Source organism: Tepidiphilus sp. J10, from assembly GCF_006980785.1.
Taxonomy (GTDB): domain Bacteria; phylum Pseudomonadota; class Gammaproteobacteria; order Burkholderiales; family Rhodocyclaceae; genus Tepidiphilus; species Tepidiphilus olei.
Genome location: NZ_SBHP01000001.1, coordinates 880,417 through 895,280, shown reverse-complemented (window position 1 = coordinate 895,280; position 14,864 = coordinate 880,417). Strand labels below are relative to the sequence as shown.

Annotated in this window: 15 protein-coding genes; 5 read left to right on the top strand and 10 right to left on the bottom strand. The window is 67.6% G+C overall.

Annotated elements, in window-relative coordinates; translation table 11 throughout:
* The first annotated feature begins 173 nt into the window (after positions 1-173).
* Complete coding sequence (thiI, locus tag EPD81_RS04385; RefSeq protein ID WP_142804157.1) at positions 174-1,616, top strand: tRNA uracil 4-sulfurtransferase ThiI; 1,443 nt, start codon at positions 174-176, stop codon at positions 1,614-1,616.
* 87 nt (positions 1,617-1,703) lie between these two features.
* Here thiI and EPD81_RS10900 read toward each other — a convergent pair whose 3' ends face one another.
* The 10 genes from EPD81_RS10900 to EPD81_RS04335 all read right to left on the bottom strand — a co-directional run bounded on the left by EPD81_RS10900 (position 1,704) and on the right by EPD81_RS04335 (position 10,938).
* Positions 1,704-3,242, bottom strand: coding sequence for an SEL1-like repeat protein (locus EPD81_RS10900; protein ID WP_221929209.1), 1,539 nt, complete (start codon positions 3,240-3,242; stop codon positions 1,704-1,706).
* A 333-nt stretch (positions 3,243-3,575) separates the two neighbouring features.
* The gene (locus EPD81_RS04375; RefSeq protein WP_142804156.1) at positions 3,576-4,790 is read right to left on the bottom strand and encodes a multidrug effflux MFS transporter; all 1,215 of its coding nucleotides are present in this window, start codon (positions 4,788-4,790) and stop codon (positions 3,576-3,578) included.
* A 198-nt stretch (positions 4,791-4,988) separates the two neighbouring features.
* A complete protein-coding gene (locus EPD81_RS04370) occupies positions 4,989-5,180 on the bottom strand; it encodes a hypothetical protein (protein ID WP_142804155.1) in 192 nt (63 codons plus the stop codon).
* Between the two features lie 71 nt (positions 5,181-5,251).
* Positions 5,252-5,434 carry an FAD-dependent monooxygenase gene (locus tag EPD81_RS04365; RefSeq protein WP_142804154.1) on the bottom strand — a complete coding sequence of 61 codons (183 nt, stop codon included), beginning with the start codon at positions 5,432-5,434 and terminating at the stop codon, positions 5,252-5,254.
* Between the two features lie 108 nt (positions 5,435-5,542).
* Positions 5,543-6,196: a maleylacetoacetate isomerase gene (maiA, locus tag EPD81_RS04360; protein ID WP_142804153.1), complete on the bottom strand. Its 654-nt coding sequence runs from the start codon at positions 6,194-6,196 to the stop codon at positions 5,543-5,545.
* Positions 6,193-7,206 carry a fumarylacetoacetate hydrolase family protein gene (locus EPD81_RS04355; RefSeq protein ID WP_142804152.1) on the bottom strand — a complete coding sequence of 338 codons (1,014 nt, stop codon included), beginning with the start codon at positions 7,204-7,206 and terminating at the stop codon, positions 6,193-6,195. The genes maiA and EPD81_RS04355 overlap by 4 nt, the downstream gene beginning before the upstream one ends.
* Positions 7,207-7,228: 22 nt before the next feature.
* Positions 7,229-7,783 (bottom strand): VOC family protein, encoded by a 555-nt coding sequence (locus EPD81_RS04350; protein WP_142804151.1) that lies wholly within the window; start codon positions 7,781-7,783, stop codon positions 7,229-7,231.
* Between the two features lie 185 nt (positions 7,784-7,968).
* Positions 7,969-8,199: a DUF2783 domain-containing protein gene (locus EPD81_RS04345; protein ID WP_142804150.1), complete on the bottom strand. Its 231-nt coding sequence runs from the start codon at positions 8,197-8,199 to the stop codon at positions 7,969-7,971.
* Between the two features lie 19 nt (positions 8,200-8,218).
* A complete protein-coding gene (locus EPD81_RS04340; protein WP_142804149.1) occupies positions 8,219-9,892 on the bottom strand; it encodes an FAD-dependent oxidoreductase in 1,674 nt (557 codons plus the stop codon).
* 80 nt (positions 9,893-9,972) lie between these two features.
* A complete protein-coding gene (locus EPD81_RS04335) occupies positions 9,973-10,938 on the bottom strand; it encodes an MBL fold metallo-hydrolase (protein WP_142804148.1) in 966 nt (321 codons plus the stop codon).
* A gap of 142 nt (positions 10,939-11,080) precedes the next feature.
* On the opposite strand from EPD81_RS04335, the gene EPD81_RS04330 reads away from it, so the two are divergent.
* From EPD81_RS04330 to EPD81_RS04315, 4 genes are read left to right on the top strand one after another with little or no spacing between them, the layout of a single operon-like run.
* Complete coding sequence (locus tag EPD81_RS04330; protein WP_142804147.1) at positions 11,081-11,941, top strand: IclR family transcriptional regulator; 861 nt, start codon at positions 11,081-11,083, stop codon at positions 11,939-11,941.
* Positions 11,938-13,095: a MalY/PatB family protein gene (locus EPD81_RS04325; RefSeq protein ID WP_142804146.1), complete on the top strand. Its 1,158-nt coding sequence runs from the start codon at positions 11,938-11,940 to the stop codon at positions 13,093-13,095. Before EPD81_RS04330 ends, EPD81_RS04325 begins: the two co-directional genes overlap by 4 nt.
* Positions 13,092-13,937 carry a branched-chain amino acid ABC transporter permease gene (locus tag EPD81_RS04320; RefSeq protein WP_142804145.1) on the top strand — a complete coding sequence of 282 codons (846 nt, stop codon included), beginning with the start codon at positions 13,092-13,094 and terminating at the stop codon, positions 13,935-13,937. Before EPD81_RS04325 ends, EPD81_RS04320 begins: the two co-directional genes overlap by 4 nt.
* Positions 13,934-14,854, top strand: coding sequence for a branched-chain amino acid ABC transporter permease (locus EPD81_RS04315; RefSeq protein ID WP_142804144.1), 921 nt, complete (start codon positions 13,934-13,936; stop codon positions 14,852-14,854). The genes EPD81_RS04320 and EPD81_RS04315 overlap by 4 nt, the downstream gene beginning before the upstream one ends.
* Positions 14,855-14,864: the final 10 nt, after the last annotated feature.

The following is a 14,864-nucleotide window of genomic DNA, read 5'->3' as shown; positions in this document are numbered from 1 at the left end:
CGCGATGACTGTCAATCCGCTCGCATTCTCGGCACACGATTCCTGTCCGAGCACCAGCCGCCCTTCGGCGAAAAAGTCGTTTACCCGATGCAGGGACTCGATCTCCCGCGGCGGCACGCTTTCGCCGGTTGCACTGCTAGAATCGCCGATTCCCTTTTTCCGATCGGCCCCGCATGCGTTTCCTCCTCAAGCTCTCCCCCGAGATCATCATCAAGAGCACCTCGGTGCGCAAGACGATGACCAAGATCCTCGCCGACAACGTGCGGCGTCTGGCCGAGAAAGACGGCATCGCCTGCCGCGTGCGTCGATTCTGGGACAAGATCGAAGTCGAAGTGGCCGACGAGGACGGCGCGCGGCTGCAGCAGCGGCTGTGCGACACCCCCGGCATCGATCTCGTCTTGCGCGTGCGGGAGCTCTCTTTGCCCGAGGTCTCGCCGCAGGCGGTGGCCCAGGCCGTGGCCGAGATCGCCGCGCCCTGGGTGGCCGGAAAAACCTTCGCCGTGCGTGCCAAGCGCAAGGGGCGCCATGCCTTCACCTCGCTCGAACTCGAACGCGCGGCGGGCGCCGCGCTCCTCGCTGCCGCACCGGGGGCCAAGGTCGATCTCACGCACCCCGAGGTGACGGTGGCGATCGAACTCGCCGGCGACGTGCTCGAGCTCGTGGAGGCACGGGAGCGGGGGTTGGGCGGTTTTCCGCTCGGTGCCCAGGGCGAAGCGCTCGCCCTCGTCTCCGGCGGCTTCGATTCGAGCGTGGCCGCCTTCCTCATGCTGCGCCGGGGAATCAAGACGCACTTCGTCTTCTTCGACCTGGGCGGAGCCGAGCACGAGGCAGCCGTGCAGCAGGTGTGCCACTACCTGTGGCAACGCTACGCCCGCTCGCATCCGGTGCTCTTCGTCTCCGTGCCCTTCGGCGAGGTGATCGAGCGGCTGCTCTCCGACGTGCGCGAAGGCTACATGGGGGTGATGCTCAAGCGCCTGATGCTGATGGCCGCCTCTCGCCTGGCCGACGAACTCGGGCTCGACGCCCTGGTGACCGGCGAGAGCCTCGCCCAGGTCTCGAGCCAGACGCTAAGAAACCTCGCCCTCATCGATCGGGCCACCGACAAGCTGGTGGTGCGCCCGGTGGTGGCGCTGCACAAGAACGAGATCATCGCCTGGGCCGAGCGCATCGGCACGCGCTCTTTCGCCGAGCATCTGCCGGAACACTGCGCCGTCATCTCCAAGCGGCCGGTGATCCACGGCTCCTTCGAGCGGCTCGCCGAGCTGGAACAGAATTTCGACTTCACGGTGCTCGATCGGGCGCTCGCCGCGCGCAAGACCTGGAAGATCGAGGCGCTCGCCACGCCCCCCGAGGCCGGTGAGGCGCTGCCCGTCGTGACGCGCAAAGCCCCCGGCGAGCTCCTCATCGACATCCGCCCCCCCGAGCTCGCCGACGAAGCGCCGCTGCCCGAAGCGGACCTGGCGATTCCCTTCTTCGCCTTGCGCGAGGCGAATCTGCCCGAGGCGCGGCGCTATCTGCTCTACTGCGACCGCGGGCTGCTGAGCCAATGGCACGGCCGGGCGCTCGCCGCGCGCGGGCTGGACGTGGCGGTATATCAGCCGGGGCGTCCAGCTTGAGCCGATTCACCGGCCACGAGCCGGGAACGGGGTACTGCCACGCCCAGCAGGGCGGGCGGCAGGAGCAAAGGGCATTACGCTCCGATGCTACTTGCGATTCGGCGCGCCGGCCTTGCGCGTTGCCTCGTCGAGCGCCTGCAGGAAATTTCCCGGCTCCATCAGTTTTTGCGTCAGCCGCTGACCTTCCTGGATCTCCTGCGGGGTCATCAGTCTGCTGATCTCCTGACGGTTTTTGACGGCGGTCTGGTTGGCCGGATCGCTGGCGGCGGCCAGATTGTAGAGGGCGTAGGCGATGACGTTCGAGCGGGGCACGCCGCGGCCTTCGGCGTACATCCAGCCGAGGTAGTACTGCGCTTCGGATACGCCCTGCTCAGCGGCTTTGCGCCACCAGAAGACGGCCTGGGCGTCGTCCTGAGGCACGCCGCGGCCTATGACGTACATCGCAGCAAGGGCAGTTTGCGCGCCGGCATCGCCCTGCTCGGCGGCCTTGCGAAACCAGAAGACGGCCTGGGCGTCGTCCTTGGGCATGCCCCAACCGTTTTTGTACATCACGCCAAGGTTGAATTGCGCCAGAATATGGCCCTGCTCAGCGGCTTTGCGCAACCAGAAGATGGCCTGGGTGTAGTCCTGGGGCACGCCGATGCCTTCGGTGTACATCCCACCGAGGAAGAACTGCGCGTCGGCATTCCCCTGCTCAGCGGCTTTGCGCAACCAGAAGACAGCCTGGGTGTAGTCCTGGGGCACGCCTTGGCCTAAGACGTACATCCCACCAAGGGCAGTTTGCGCGTAGGCATTGCCCTGCTCGGCGGCCTTGCGATACCAGAACGCGGCCTGGGTGTAGTCCTGAGGCACGCCTTGGCCTTTGGCGTACATCACGCCGAGGTCGTACTGCGCGTCGGCATGCCCCTGCTCGGCGGCTTTGCGAAACCAGAATGCGGCCTGGGCGTCGTCCTGAGGCACACCTTGGCCTTTGGCATACATCACGCCGAGGTCGTATTGCGCGATGGCAACCCCCTGCTCAGCGGCTTTGCGAAACCAGAATGCGGCCTGGGCGTCGTCCTGGGGTATGCCTTGGCCTTTGGCATACATCACGCCGAGGTTGTACTGCGCTTCGGATTCGCCCTGCTCGGCGGCTTTGCGCAACCAGAAGGCGGCCTGGGTGTAGTCCTGAGGCACGCCGCGGCCTACGGTGTACATCACGCCGAGGTAGTACTGCGCGTCGGCACTCCCCTGCTCGGCGGCTTTGCGAAACCAGAATGCGGCCTGGGTGTAGTCCTGGGGCACGTCGCGGCCTACGGCGTACGCCACACCAAGGACAGTTTGCGCGCGAGCATGGCCCTGCTCGGCGGCCTTGCGAAACCAGAAGACGGCCTGGGCGTCGTCCTGAAGCACGCCTTGGCCTACGGCGTACCTCAGACCGAGCGCGTATTGGGATTCTGCATCGCCGCTTTCGGCACGCTGACGCAGTTGGTCCAAGCTGTCGTCCTGGGGGACTTGCTGCGCTTTGCTCGGCTCTGACGGGATGGAGGCGTTGCCCTCGAGTGGCTTGGGCCCCATCGCGTTGGTAACAAAAGGCGTCAGTCCGAGAACGAGGATCAGGCCGAGAGGAACAATTCGTTTCGTCATGGAAAGGGCTCCTGCGAGGATCGTGCCAGGCATGGCGTTGCCGTTCGCATGGCATGATACTGGATGAAGTTCATGACGTGCAAGACGGAGCGAACCAGGACACATCACCCCATCGAAGCCATGAAAACATAGTACGCGAAAAACGAGAGAGGCGAGTTTCGACGAAGTCAAAAACCCGAAATTTTCATGAAAATGTCGCGCAATCGTCCGATACCTGACAGTCGGCTCTTGCCCGTGCGATGCTTGGGATCATGCACCCGCGCCGTGTTTCTTGGCGAGCGGCGTCCAGGTCTTTTTTGACGGCATCGAGCGAGGGCTGGACGTGGCGGTGTATCAGCCGGGGCGTTCGCCCTGAGCCGATTCACCGGCCACGAGCCGGGAACGGGGCACGAAGGCGAAAGCGAGCACCAGTAGCATCGTCCCCCAGAAAGCGACCAGCCCGGCGAAAGGCCAGGGCGTGTCGCGCGCCAGCACGCCGAGCACCGCCCCGGTGAGAAAGGCGATCGACATCATCACGAACCCGCTCAGGGCGGAGGCCACGCCCGCCGTCCGCGGAAACGCGCCGACCGCCCCGCTCTGACCGCACGGCTGATGGATGCCGTGCGCGATCATGAAGCCGCAAAACGGCAGGAGCAACCCCATCGGCCCGCCACGACCGAGCAGCAGCAGGATCACCATCATCACGCCCGCCGCACAGGAGAGCACGCCGCCCGCTTGCACCGTGCGCCTCAGCCCGAAGCGCCCGAGCAGGCGGCGGCACAGCACCGTCCCGAGCAGGTAGGACGTGGCGCTGGCGAGCATCACCAGGCTGTATTCGGTGGGTGAAAACCGGTAGAAATTGATGAAGATGAAGGAAGAGCTCGCGAGGAAGGTGAAGAGCCCGCCGTAGGAAAACGAAGCAAGGAGGGTGAAGATCCAGAAGTCGCGGTGTCCCAGCACCTCGCGCCAGGCCCGCAGCAGCGCCGTCGGGTGCAGGGCGTGCGGATTGCGCCGCGCCAGCGTCTCACGAAAAACGCGCCAGGTGAACGCCAGCGTGATCGCCCCGGCCACGGCCAGCACGAAAAGCGTCGCCCGCCAGCCCAGGACGCGCACCGTCGCCCCGCCGACGAGGGGGCTGAGGCAGGCGAGGAGCCCGAGGCCGGAGAAGGCGCGACTCAGGAGTTTCGCCCCCGCCAGGGGATCGTGCAGATCGCGCACGATCGCCCGCCCCGCCATCACCGACGCCCCCAGCGCCACCCCCTGCACCACGCGCCAGCCGAGCAGCTGCGGCATGGAGGTAGCGAAAGTGCAGCCCAGCGCCGCCACCACGTAGAGCCCCAGCCCCGCGAGCAGAATGGGCTTGCGCCCGAAGCGGTCCGAGAGCGGCCCCCAGAAGAGCTGCGCCACGCCGAAAGCGAAGAGCATCGCCGCCAGCGTCTGCTGCGCCTGCGCCACGCTCGCCCCCAGGCTCGCCGTGATCCCCGGCAGCGCCGGCAGGTAGAGGTCGGTGGTGATGGGTTGCAGTCCCAGCAGCAGGGAGAGCAGGACGACGGTTTGCAGTTCGGTCATCGGCGTTCGGAGGTCCGTGTCGTTTGAGGAAGATCTTGCCGTTCGGACGAGATTATCCCGCCGCGGCCCTGAATCTCTCCCTCTCGCCACCTTCCTTCACAAATCCGCCTTGGCGTTGTCGATGAGTTCGGTCACTTGCTGTGCATCATCCAGCCCCGTAGGCACTGTTGCAGCGCCGTGATCCCAGACGGCAGCGCCTCACGCCCGGTGAAGACGAGCAGAATCGAGCAGAAAATCGTCGGGGCCGAATTTGACGTTGGGAATCGACGCGCCGTCGACCGGCCCTTCGGAGAAAATCGCCTGATCGTCGTCACGCGCATTGAGGCGCGAGCACGCATGGACGTGCGAGCGGGACGTGCGCCGCGTCGCCCACGAAGACGACGTTGCCATGGACGTAGTCCTCGAGCGTGAGGGCACGGGCGGAATATACCAAGCACCAGTCGAGTTTCCAGGATTTGCACTCATTCGACGATGACGTTGGGGATGCGGTAGCGGGCGAGCAGCAGCGCCAGCGTCATGCCCACCGGTCCGGCACCGACGATGACGACTTTCTGGCGGGGCTCGGTTTCACGGGGCAGATAGGGCGGAAAGACTCGATAGCGGTAATAGACGGACTTGCGCGGTTCAGCGTTTGGTTGGTGCATCTCCCCCTCCCTGGTTCGGTCGCAAACGGATCTCCGCGAGCGCACGGCCGGGTGCGCCACGAAAGGGTGATCGGTGCCGCCCTGTTTTGTGAATGGCGCGACCTGCCCTCAGGCGGGCTGCGGCGCGTCCGGCTGATGGGCTGGAGCTGCCTGCCGGAACGCGGGCAGCGCCTCGCAGGCGTCCACGATGGCGCGGATGCGCGGATAGGCTTGCAGCGAACACTCGTAGCGCCGGGCATTGAAGACCTGCGGCACGAGGCAGCAGTCGGCCAGCGTGGGGGTGTTGCCGTGGCAGAAGCGGCCGGTGCGGGGATCGTCGAGCAGCCGTTCGAACGTATCGAGCCCGCGTTCGATCCAGTGCCGGATCCAGTCGAGTTTCTGCTCCTCGCTCGCGCCGAGCCGCTCGGTGAGGTAGCGCAGCACGCCGAGATTGTTGAGCGGATGCGTGTCGCAGGCGATCGTCAGCGCCAGGCCGCGCACCCGCGCCCGCCCCAGCGGGTCGGGCGGCAACAGGGGCGGCTCGGGATGGGTCTCTTCGAGGTATTCGATGATGGCCAGCGATTGCACCAGCACCTCGCCCCCGTCGGTCTGCAGCGCCGGCACCAATCCCCCGGGATGGATCGCCCGGTATTCTGGCCGGTGCTGCTCGCCGCCATCGCGCAGCAGATGCACCGGCACCGCCTCGTACTCCAGCCCCTTGAGCGCCAGCGCGATGCGCACGCGATAGGCGGCGGAACTGCGGAAGTAGGTGTAGAGTTTCATTTCCCCAACCCCCTCACCCGGTTGCGAATGCTGCCGAAAATCGACGCGCCGGCGGCGTCGTGCATGGCGATCTCGACGGTGTCGCCGTGGCGCATGAAAGGCGTCTTCGGCGCGCCCGATTCGATGGTCTCGTACATGCGCACTTCCGCGATGCAGCAGTAGCCCACTCCGCCGTTCTCGATCTTGGATCCGTAGAGTCCGCCCTGCTTGTTGGAGACGGTGCCCGAGCCGACGATGCTGCCGGCCTCCATCTCGCGCGTTTTGGCGGCGTGGGCGATGAGGCGTCCGAAGTCGAAAGTCATGTCGACGCCGGCGTTCGGCCGGCCGAAGGGGCGGCCGTTGTATTGGACTTCGAGCGGCAGGTGCAGCTTGCCGTCGCGCCAGGCCTCGCCCAGTTCGTCGGGGGTGACCGCCACCGGGCTGAAGCTGGAGGCGGGCTTGGACTGGAAGAAACCGAAGCCTTTGGCGAGCTCGCCGGGCACGAGGTTGCGCAGGGTGACGTCGTTGACGAGCAGCACGAGGCGGATCGTTTCGAGCGCGGCCTTGGGGTCGATGCCCATCGGCACGTCACCGGTGATCACCGCCACTTCGGCCTCGAAGTCTATCCCCCAGGATTCGTCGGCGACGATGTCGTCGCACGGTCCGATGAAACTGTCGGAACCGCCCTGGTACATCAACGGGTCGTCGTAGAACGAGGCGGGCACTTCCGCGCCACGCGCCTTGCGCACGAGTTCCACGTGGTTGAGATAGGCCGAGCCGTCGGCCCACTGGTAGGCGCGCGGCAGCGGGCTGTGACAGGCAGCGGGGTCGAACGGACGCGCATCTTTCAGGACGCCGCGTTCGAGCAGCTCGGCGACGAGCGCGAGGTCGTCGCGCACTTCGTCCCAGTGATCGAGCGCCTCCTGCAGCGTGCGGGCGATGGCGCCGACGGGGTGGCAGCGGCCGAGGTCACGGCTGACGACGACGAGGGTGCCGTCGCGGCCGCCGTCTTTGAGCGTGGCGAGTTTCATCGGTCGGGAATCTCCGTGGAGCTCAGGCGAGCGGGAACATCTCTTTGTAGCGGCCGTCGTGCATCCAGCGCGCGTGCTTGGGCGCTTTCTTCGTCTTCGACCACTCTTCCAGCATTTCCCATTTCACTGCATCGAGTGCCTCGAGCATGCCGGGCCGCACAGTGTTGCAGGCGAGCTCGATCCGGTGCCCGTTCGGGTCGAAGAAGTAGATGGACTGGAAGAGGGCGTGATCGACCGGGCCGATCACTTCGATACCGTCGGCTTCGAGACGCTCCTTCGTCGCGAGCAGATCGTCCATCGAGGCGACTTCGAGCGCGAGGTGCTGCGTCCAGGCCGGCGTGTTCGGATCCCGGCCCATCGGCGGACGGGTGGGCAGCTCGAAGAAGGCGAGCACGTTGCCGTTGCCGGCATCGAGGAAAATGTGCATGTACGGATCGGGTTCCTTGGTCGAGGGGACCTGGTCTTCGGCGATCGACAGGATCAGTTTCATGCCGAGGTATTTTTCATACCAGCGGGCGGTTTCGAGGGCGTCCTTGCAGCGGTAGGCGGCGTGGTGGATTTTCTGGATGAGTGCCATGGTGTCTTCCTCCGTGTTGCATTGCTTGTGATCGATTGGCCAGTTACGCGCCTTTCTCGCGGTCACCCGCTTGGGCAGTTTCACCGTCGCCGTTGACGGTACCTGCTCACCGTGCATCCGGATACGGCCGGAGACTTCATCTCGACGGCACGGGGCCCGGGGCGTGATGCCCCTGGCCTGCCGTCTCAGCCGCCCGCGACGTCTTCGCGCGCGAGCCGGATCGCCTCGCGCAGCAGATCGACGTCGCCGATGTGGTTGGCGAGCAGCAGCACGAGGCGGGCGTTCACCAGCGCGCTCTGCTCCTCGTCGAGGTCACGGTGCGCCTCGATGAGCGCCTCGTAGAAAGCGTCACCCGGCTCGTACCAGTAGAAGGCGCGGGCGTTCGGTTCGTTGAAATGATATTCGAGCGTCAACATGGTCGTCTCCTCCTCTTTTTCAGGCACCCTGGCCACTGGCGCGGCGCAGGGCGGCCCCGATCGCCGTGGGATCGAAACGGCGCCAGCGGGCGGCGACGTGCTGGTCGGGGCGAATGAGATAGACGGTGCCCGGCTGCAGGTCGTAGCGCTCGCGCACGCGGCCCTTGACGTCGTGCAGGGTCTCGATGCCGCCGGGGGCGGCGCCTTCGCGGGCAACGACGATAGGCTCGGCGGGAATCGCGCCCCGGCGCAGGGCGGCGAGCCCTTCGGCCGTGGCGGCGTCGAGCGAGGCCGCATCGTCGAGCGCGATCATGAGCCGGAATCCTTGGCCGAAGTGCGGCAGCAGCCAAGGCGAACCGCCGCCGGGCGCGGCCACGGGGGCGTCGTCCATCGGCGCGCCGGGCACCATGCGGCCGGCGAAGGCGTCGGCATCGGGCGTGTTGAGGGAAGAGTCGACGTAGAACGAGGGCACCGACAGCCGACCGGAATTGACCAGGCCGCGGGCGAAGGGATGATGCCGGGCCAGGCCGAGCACGGCGTTGCGGAACGTCTTGCTGACGTTGCCCTTGGGGGTGATGAAGTCGGTCGAGCGCGTGGAGTTGCGGATGTTCTCGTCGGCAGCGTAGGTGCGCTCGTCGCTGTAGGTATCGAGCAGGGCGGCGGGCGCCTTGCCCTGCATCACCAGGTCGAGTTTCCAGCCGAGATTGTCGACGTCCTGGATGCCGGAATTCGCGCCGCGCGCGCCGAAGGGCGAGACCTGGTGCGCCGAGTCGCCGACGAAGAGCACACGCCCGTGGTTGAATCGCTTCATGCGGCGGCACTGGAAGGTATAGACGCTCACCCATTCGAGCTCGAACTCGCGGTCGTCGCCGAGCATGGCGCGGATGCGGGGGATGACGCGCTCGGGCTTTTTCTCTTCCTCCGGGTCGGCGTCCCAGCCGAGCTGGAAGTCGATGCGCCACACGTCGTCGGCCTGGCGGTGCAGCAGCACGGACTGGCCCGGGTGGAACGGCGGGTCGAACCAGAACCAGCGCTCCGGCGGGAAGTCGGCCTTCATGACGACGTCGGCGATGAGGAACCGGTCCATGAAGATTTTGCCCTCGATGTCCAGGCCGAGCATGCGCCGGATGGGGCTGCGCGCGCCGTCGGCGGCGATCAGCCAGTCGCAGGAGAGGGCATAGGCCCCGGCGGGGGTCTCGACGCGTACCGTGACCGAGTCTTCGCCGGGCGTGACGCCGATCACGGTGCTCTTCCAGCGCAGGTCGATGTTGGGCAGCTCGCGGGCGCGGTCGATCAGGTATTCTTCGAGATAGTACTGCTGCAGGTTGACCATGCCGGGACGGTGATGATCGGGCTCCGGCACTAGGTCGAAACGGAAGACTTCCTCGTCGCGGAAGAAGGTACGGCCGACGTTCCACGACACGCCTTTTTGCACCACGCGCTCGCCCACGCCGTAGCGGTCGAGGATCTCGAGGGCACGCTTGGCGTAGCACACGCCGCGCGAGCCGATGCTCACGGTGTCGTCTTCGTCGAGCAGCACCACCGGGATGTTGCGCTGCGCGAGGTCGATGGCGGCGCTCAGGCCCACCGGCCCGGCACCGACCACGATCACCGGCACGTGCCGGGTTTGCGGGGAATCCAGCTCGGCCGGGCGTACGAACGGGAACTTGGGATACTGATAGGTCTTCAGCACGGCTTCCTCCTCCTTTGGCGTAGTCTTCGCCCTCGTCTCTGCGGGCGCGGCTGCGTGGCCGCGCCTCTGCTTTTGTCGTTTCAGCCTTCCTGCAGCGCGTGCCACATCTGCCGGTCACGCTCGGCGGTCCAGATGCGCGGATCGCGGATGCCGCTCGCCTCATCGTAGGCGCGGGTGACGTCGAACGGCAGGCAATGCTCGTAGATGAAGACGTGGCCGAACTTCGGGTCCATCACGCTGCGGGTGTATTCCATGGTTTTCTTGAGATCATAGCCGCGCGCCACCGCTTCCTGGGCACAACGATAGAGCGTGGTGACGAAGTCGCGTGTGTATTGGAACCCCGCGCGCACCGCCGCCTCGTCCTTGAGCGCCGGACCGCGCCCCGGCACCACCTTGGCCGGCTGCAGCGCCTCGAGCCGATCCAGCGTGGCCGGCCAGTCGGCGAGGTAGGCATCGCCCGTGTAACAGGCGGCCTCGGCCTCGATCAGGTCGCCGGAGAAGAGCACGCGCTCCTGCGGCAGCCAGACCACCGTGTCCCCTTTGGTGTGCCCGGCGCCCGGGTGCAGGATGCGCACTTCGAGCGAACCCATCCACAGGGTGATTTCTTCCTTGAAGGTGAGCGTGGGCCAGGTGAGGCCGGGGATGCTCTCCACCGCGCGAAAGAGCCGGGGAAAACGCCCGATCTCGGATTCCATGTCCTGCTGGCCGCGCTCGCGGATGAGCTCGTAAGTGGGATAGCTGGCGATGATGTGTTCCAGTCCCTCGTCGCGATAGCCGGAAGCGCCGAGCACGCGCACCGCATGGTAGTGCGTGAGCACGACGTATTTGATCGGCTTGTCGGTGACCTCGCGCACCTTGGCGATCACCGATTTGGCCATCACGGGGGTGGCGGTGGCGTCGATGATCATCACCGAATCGTCGCCGATCACCACGCCGGTGTTGGGATCGCCTTCGGCGGTGTAGGCCCAGGCGTGTTCGGAGAGGCGTTCGAACGAAACGGGTTTCTCTTCGAGGTCGGCTACCGAGGCAAAGGCTTTCGCGTTCATGGATCGTTCCTCCTGTCGATGCGTTTTATCTTGGCACGCGATTCATCATGTGTCAATTGATTCGTTCATGGTGAATTTCGATCATGCCAACGTTTCGGGCTATGATTGATGCCCGAAGCGCGTTTGATTACACGAGATCCGTATGGAACGAAACGAACCCGTCGCCCCGGAGAACGGCACGCGCGAGCGCCGCGGCATCCAGTCGATCGAGGTCGGCGGGGCGCTGCTCACCGCGCTGGAAGCGCATGGCGCACCGATGATGCTGCGCGATCTGGCCGCGGCCGCCAGCATGTCCCCGGCCAAGGCCCACCCGTATCTGGTGAGTTTCGGCAAACTCGGCCTGGTGGAGCAGGATCCGCTCACCGGTCGCTACAAGCTGGGCCCCTTCGCCCTGCGCCTGGGGCTTACCGCCTTGCAGGGTCTGAACCCGCTGCGCGCGGCCGTGGAAGTTGCCGCCCGACTCGCCGACGAGACCGAGCAGAACGTGGCCATCGCCGTGTGGGGCAACGTCGGCGCCACGGTGGTCGCCATCGAGGAATCGGCCCGCGCCATCCACGTGAACATGCGCCCCGGCACCGTGATGGGGCTGCTCACCACCGCCACCGGCCGCGTCTTCGCCGCCTATCTTCCAGCGCGCCTCACCCGCCCGCTCATCGAGCGCGAGCTCGAGCGCCTCTCGGGCGGGCGCGAGCCTTTGCGTCTGTCGCGGTCCTTCGTCAACGAGACGCTCGAAGAAGTGCGCCGCCACGGCATGGCGCGCGTGCTCGGCCATCCGATCCCGGGCATCAATGCCTTCTCCGCCCCCGTGTTCGACGCCTTCGGGCATCTGACGCTGGCGCTCACCATGCTCGGCCCGGAGAGCCGTTTCGACGCTTCCTGGGAAGGGCCGCTCGCCCAGGCCATGCGCCGCGCCGTTGCCGACATCACCGCGCGCATCGGCGGCAGACCTCCTCAGACCGAAGCGCAATCCGGGGCAGCACCAGGCAAGGAGTCCGTCGCATGAGCCCCGTCTACGACTTCGACTCCGCCCCCGACCGCACTCTCGTTCCCGGTGAGAAATGGGGGCGCTACGCGGGCCGCGACGTCATCCCCATGTGGGTGGCCGACATGGATTTCGCCGTCGCCCCCGAGATCCGCCAAGCCCTGGCACAGCGGCTGGAACACCCGGTCTATGGCTACACCGACCCCTGGCCTTCGCTCGTGGAGGCCGTGTGTGCCGGGATCGAGCGTGATCATGGCTGGGCGATCGACCCCGCCTGGCTCGTGTGGCTACCGGGGGTGATCCCGGGGTTCCACTTCGGCTGCGCCATCGCGCCGGGCGAGACCATCGTCACGCACACGCCGGTCTATCCGCCTTTTCTCGCCGCGCCGGCCAACGTCGGCAAGCGCTTGCGCGCGGTCGATCTGGTGTGCGCCAAGGGGCGCTGGGTGCACGACGAGGCGGCCATGGTCGCGGCCTTTGCGCCGGGCGACGTCGGCGCCTTGCTGCTCTGCCACCCGCACAATCCCACGGGGCGGCTGTGGGACGAAAAAGAACTGGCCTGGCTGGCGGAACTCGCGCTCGCCCACGGCGCAATCCTCGTGAGCGACGACATCCACGCCGGGCTGGTGCTCACGCGCAAGCGGCGCCACCGCCCCATCGCCACGCTGGCCCCCGAAGTGGCCGCGCGCACGATCACCCTCTTCGCCCCTTCCAAGACCTGGAACGTCCCGGCGCTGCAATGCGCCTTTGCCGTGATTCCGGACGAGGCGCTGCGTGCACGCTACCGCCGGGCGCTGCGCGGACGCATCCCCTCTTCGCCCAACCTCTTCGGCCTGGTCGCCGCCGAGGCGGCCTATCGCGATGGCTGGGCCTGGCGCGAGGCGCTCCTCGAATATTTGCGCGGGAACGTGGCGCTTGCCCTGGAGTCGATCCGGGCACTGGATTTACCGGTGGCCGAGCCGGAAGCGACCTACCTCTCGTGGATCGACGTGCGCAGACTGGGGCTCGAGGATGCGGCGGCGCACTTCGAAGCCCATGGCCTGGGGCTTTCCGATGGCGCGGCCTTTGGCGCTCCCGGCTTCGTGCGCCTGAATCTCGGCTGCCCGCGCTCGCGGCTCGCCGAGGGGCTGAAGCGCTTTGCCCGAGCGGTCGAGGCCGCGCGCCAACGGCCATGAGCCTTGCGCCGGAGGTCGTGCTCGGCGGCGCCGCCCAGGGCTGCCTCTACGGCTTGACGGCGCTCTCCCTCGTCTTCCTCTATCGCGCCACCGGCGTGCTCTCCTTCATGCAGGGGGAAGCGATGGCAGCCGGCGCCTACGTGGCGGTGGGGCTTGCGGCCTTGGGGGCACCGCTCGCGCTCGCCGCCCTCGGGGCGATCGCCGCCGGCTACGCCTTCGGGGCGCTCGCGGCGCGCTGCGCCCTCGAACCGGTGCGCACGCGTGCGCCCTGGGTGGCGACGCTCGCCACCTTCGGCCTCGCTCTCGCGCTGCGCGGCGTGCTCCTGAGCCTGCCGGCCGCCACGCAGGGCTGGTATCGCTTCGACTGGGTGGGCGAGGGGCGCTGGCTGGGGCTGGCGGCGCGCCAATGGGCGGTGATGCTCGCCGCCGCCGGCGTGGCCGCGGCCTTTGCCCTGCTACTGCGGGGCACCACCTGGGGGCGGCGCGTGCGCGCGAGCGCCGAGGATGCCGTAACCGCCGAACGGCTCGGCATCGACGTCGCCCGGCTGCGACGGCAAGCCTGGGGCGTGGGCACGGCGCTCGCCGTGGCGGCGGGGCTTGCATCCGCCCCCATCACCTTCGTGCATCCCGACCTCGGCAGCCTCGCGCTCAACGCCTTTCCTGCCGCCGTCCTGGGGGGCATGAAACCGGGCCCCACGGTGCTTGCCGCGGGCGTAGGGCTCGGCGTGCTCGAGGCGATCGCCGCCTGGCAACTTCCGCCCGGCGGCAAGGAGCTCTTGCTGCAGCTCGTGCTCATCGCCGCCTTGCTCGCCCTGCCGCGGGAGCGCGCGGCGGCGCCATGAGCCGTTTTCTTCCGCCTCCGCGCTGGCGCGGGCTGCTGCTCGCGGCCCTCCTCGTGCTCGCCGTGGGTGCGCTCGGATCGAGCGGCGGGGCGCGCTATTTCGCCCATCTGCTCGCCCTCGCGGCCGCCATGGCCACGGCCGCCCTGGGGCTCGCCCTGGTCCACGGGCGCGCCGGCCAGGTTTGCCTCGGTCAAGGGGCAGCGATGGCCGCCGGCGCCTACACCTGGGCCGCGCTCGCCCCCCGGTCGCTGCCGCTCGCGCTCGTGGCCGCCGCTGCGGCCGGGGCGTTGGCCGGGGCCGCCATGGCGCTGCCGGCGCGCCGTCTCTCGGGCCTGCCGCTCGCGCTCGCGAGCATGGCCTGCGCCGTCATCGCCGAAGTGCTGGCAATGCGCGCCGTCGCCTTCACCGGCGGTACCGCCGGCCGCTTCGTCGCCCTGCCAGCCCTGAGCGCCTTCGACGAGGCGAGTGTCGCGCTCGCTTTCTCCACGCTCTGCCTCGGCCTTGCCGTGCTGCTGCTGTACCGGCTCGATCGCGCCGCCCTCGGACGCGCCTGGCGTGCGCTTGCCCAGGCGCCGGAGGCAGCACTCGCGCTCGGCCTGGACGTGGGCGGTCTGCGCCAACTCGCCTTCGTCGCCTCCGGCCTGTGCGGCGGGCTGGGCGGGGCGGCCTACGCGCAGACGCTGGGTTTCATCAGTCCGGAACAGTTCGCCCTTCCGCTCTCCTTCGAACTCCTCGTCATCGCCTTTCTCGGCGGCCTGCGCCATCCGGCCGGGATCATCCTCGCGAGCCTTGCCTTCGTCGCCCTGCCCGAGCTCGCCGACCGCCTGCGCCCCCTCGTCGGCGCGCTCGGCGGCTGGGATCCCCTGGTGCTGGGGCTGACCGTCGTCTTCGTCGCAGTTTTCCGTAAAATGGACTAAAATCGCAGAC

Coding starts and splice junctions, on each gene's coding strand:
- EPD81_RS04375 (WP_142804156.1), bottom strand. CDS start 4,790: ATGACCGAACTGCAAACCGTCGTCCTGCTCTCCCTGCTGCTGGGACTG.
- thiI (WP_142804157.1), top strand. CDS start 174: ATGCGTTTCCTCCTCAAGCTCTCCCCCGAGATCATCATCAAGAGCACC.
- maiA (WP_142804153.1), bottom strand. CDS start 6,196: ATGAAACTCTACACCTACTTCCGCAGTTCCGCCGCCTATCGCGTGCGC.
- EPD81_RS04355 (WP_142804152.1), bottom strand. CDS start 7,206: ATGAAACTCGCCACGCTCAAAGACGGCGGCCGCGACGGCACCCTCGTC.
- EPD81_RS04335 (WP_142804148.1), bottom strand. CDS start 10,938: ATGAACGCGAAAGCCTTTGCCTCGGTAGCCGACCTCGAAGAGAAACCC.
- EPD81_RS10900 (WP_221929209.1), bottom strand. CDS start 3,242: ATGACGAAACGAATTGTTCCTCTCGGCCTGATCCTCGTTCTCGGACTG.
- EPD81_RS04325 (WP_142804146.1), top strand. CDS start 11,938: ATGAGCCCCGTCTACGACTTCGACTCCGCCCCCGACCGCACTCTCGTT.
- EPD81_RS04345 (WP_142804150.1), bottom strand. CDS start 8,199: ATGTTGACGCTCGAATATCATTTCAACGAACCGAACGCCCGCGCCTTC.
- EPD81_RS04370 (WP_142804155.1), bottom strand. CDS start 5,180: ATGGCAACGTCGTCTTCGTGGGCGACGCGGCGCACGTCCCGCTCGCAC.
- EPD81_RS04365 (WP_142804154.1), bottom strand. CDS start 5,434: ATGCACCAACCAAACGCTGAACCGCGCAAGTCCGTCTATTACCGCTAT.
- EPD81_RS04350 (WP_142804151.1), bottom strand. CDS start 7,783: ATGGCACTCATCCAGAAAATCCACCACGCCGCCTACCGCTGCAAGGAC.
- EPD81_RS04315 (WP_142804144.1), top strand. CDS start 13,934: ATGAGCCGTTTTCTTCCGCCTCCGCGCTGGCGCGGGCTGCTGCTCGCG.
- EPD81_RS04320 (WP_142804145.1), top strand. CDS start 13,092: ATGAGCCTTGCGCCGGAGGTCGTGCTCGGCGGCGCCGCCCAGGGCTGC.
- EPD81_RS04330 (WP_142804147.1), top strand. CDS start 11,081: ATGGAACGAAACGAACCCGTCGCCCCGGAGAACGGCACGCGCGAGCGC.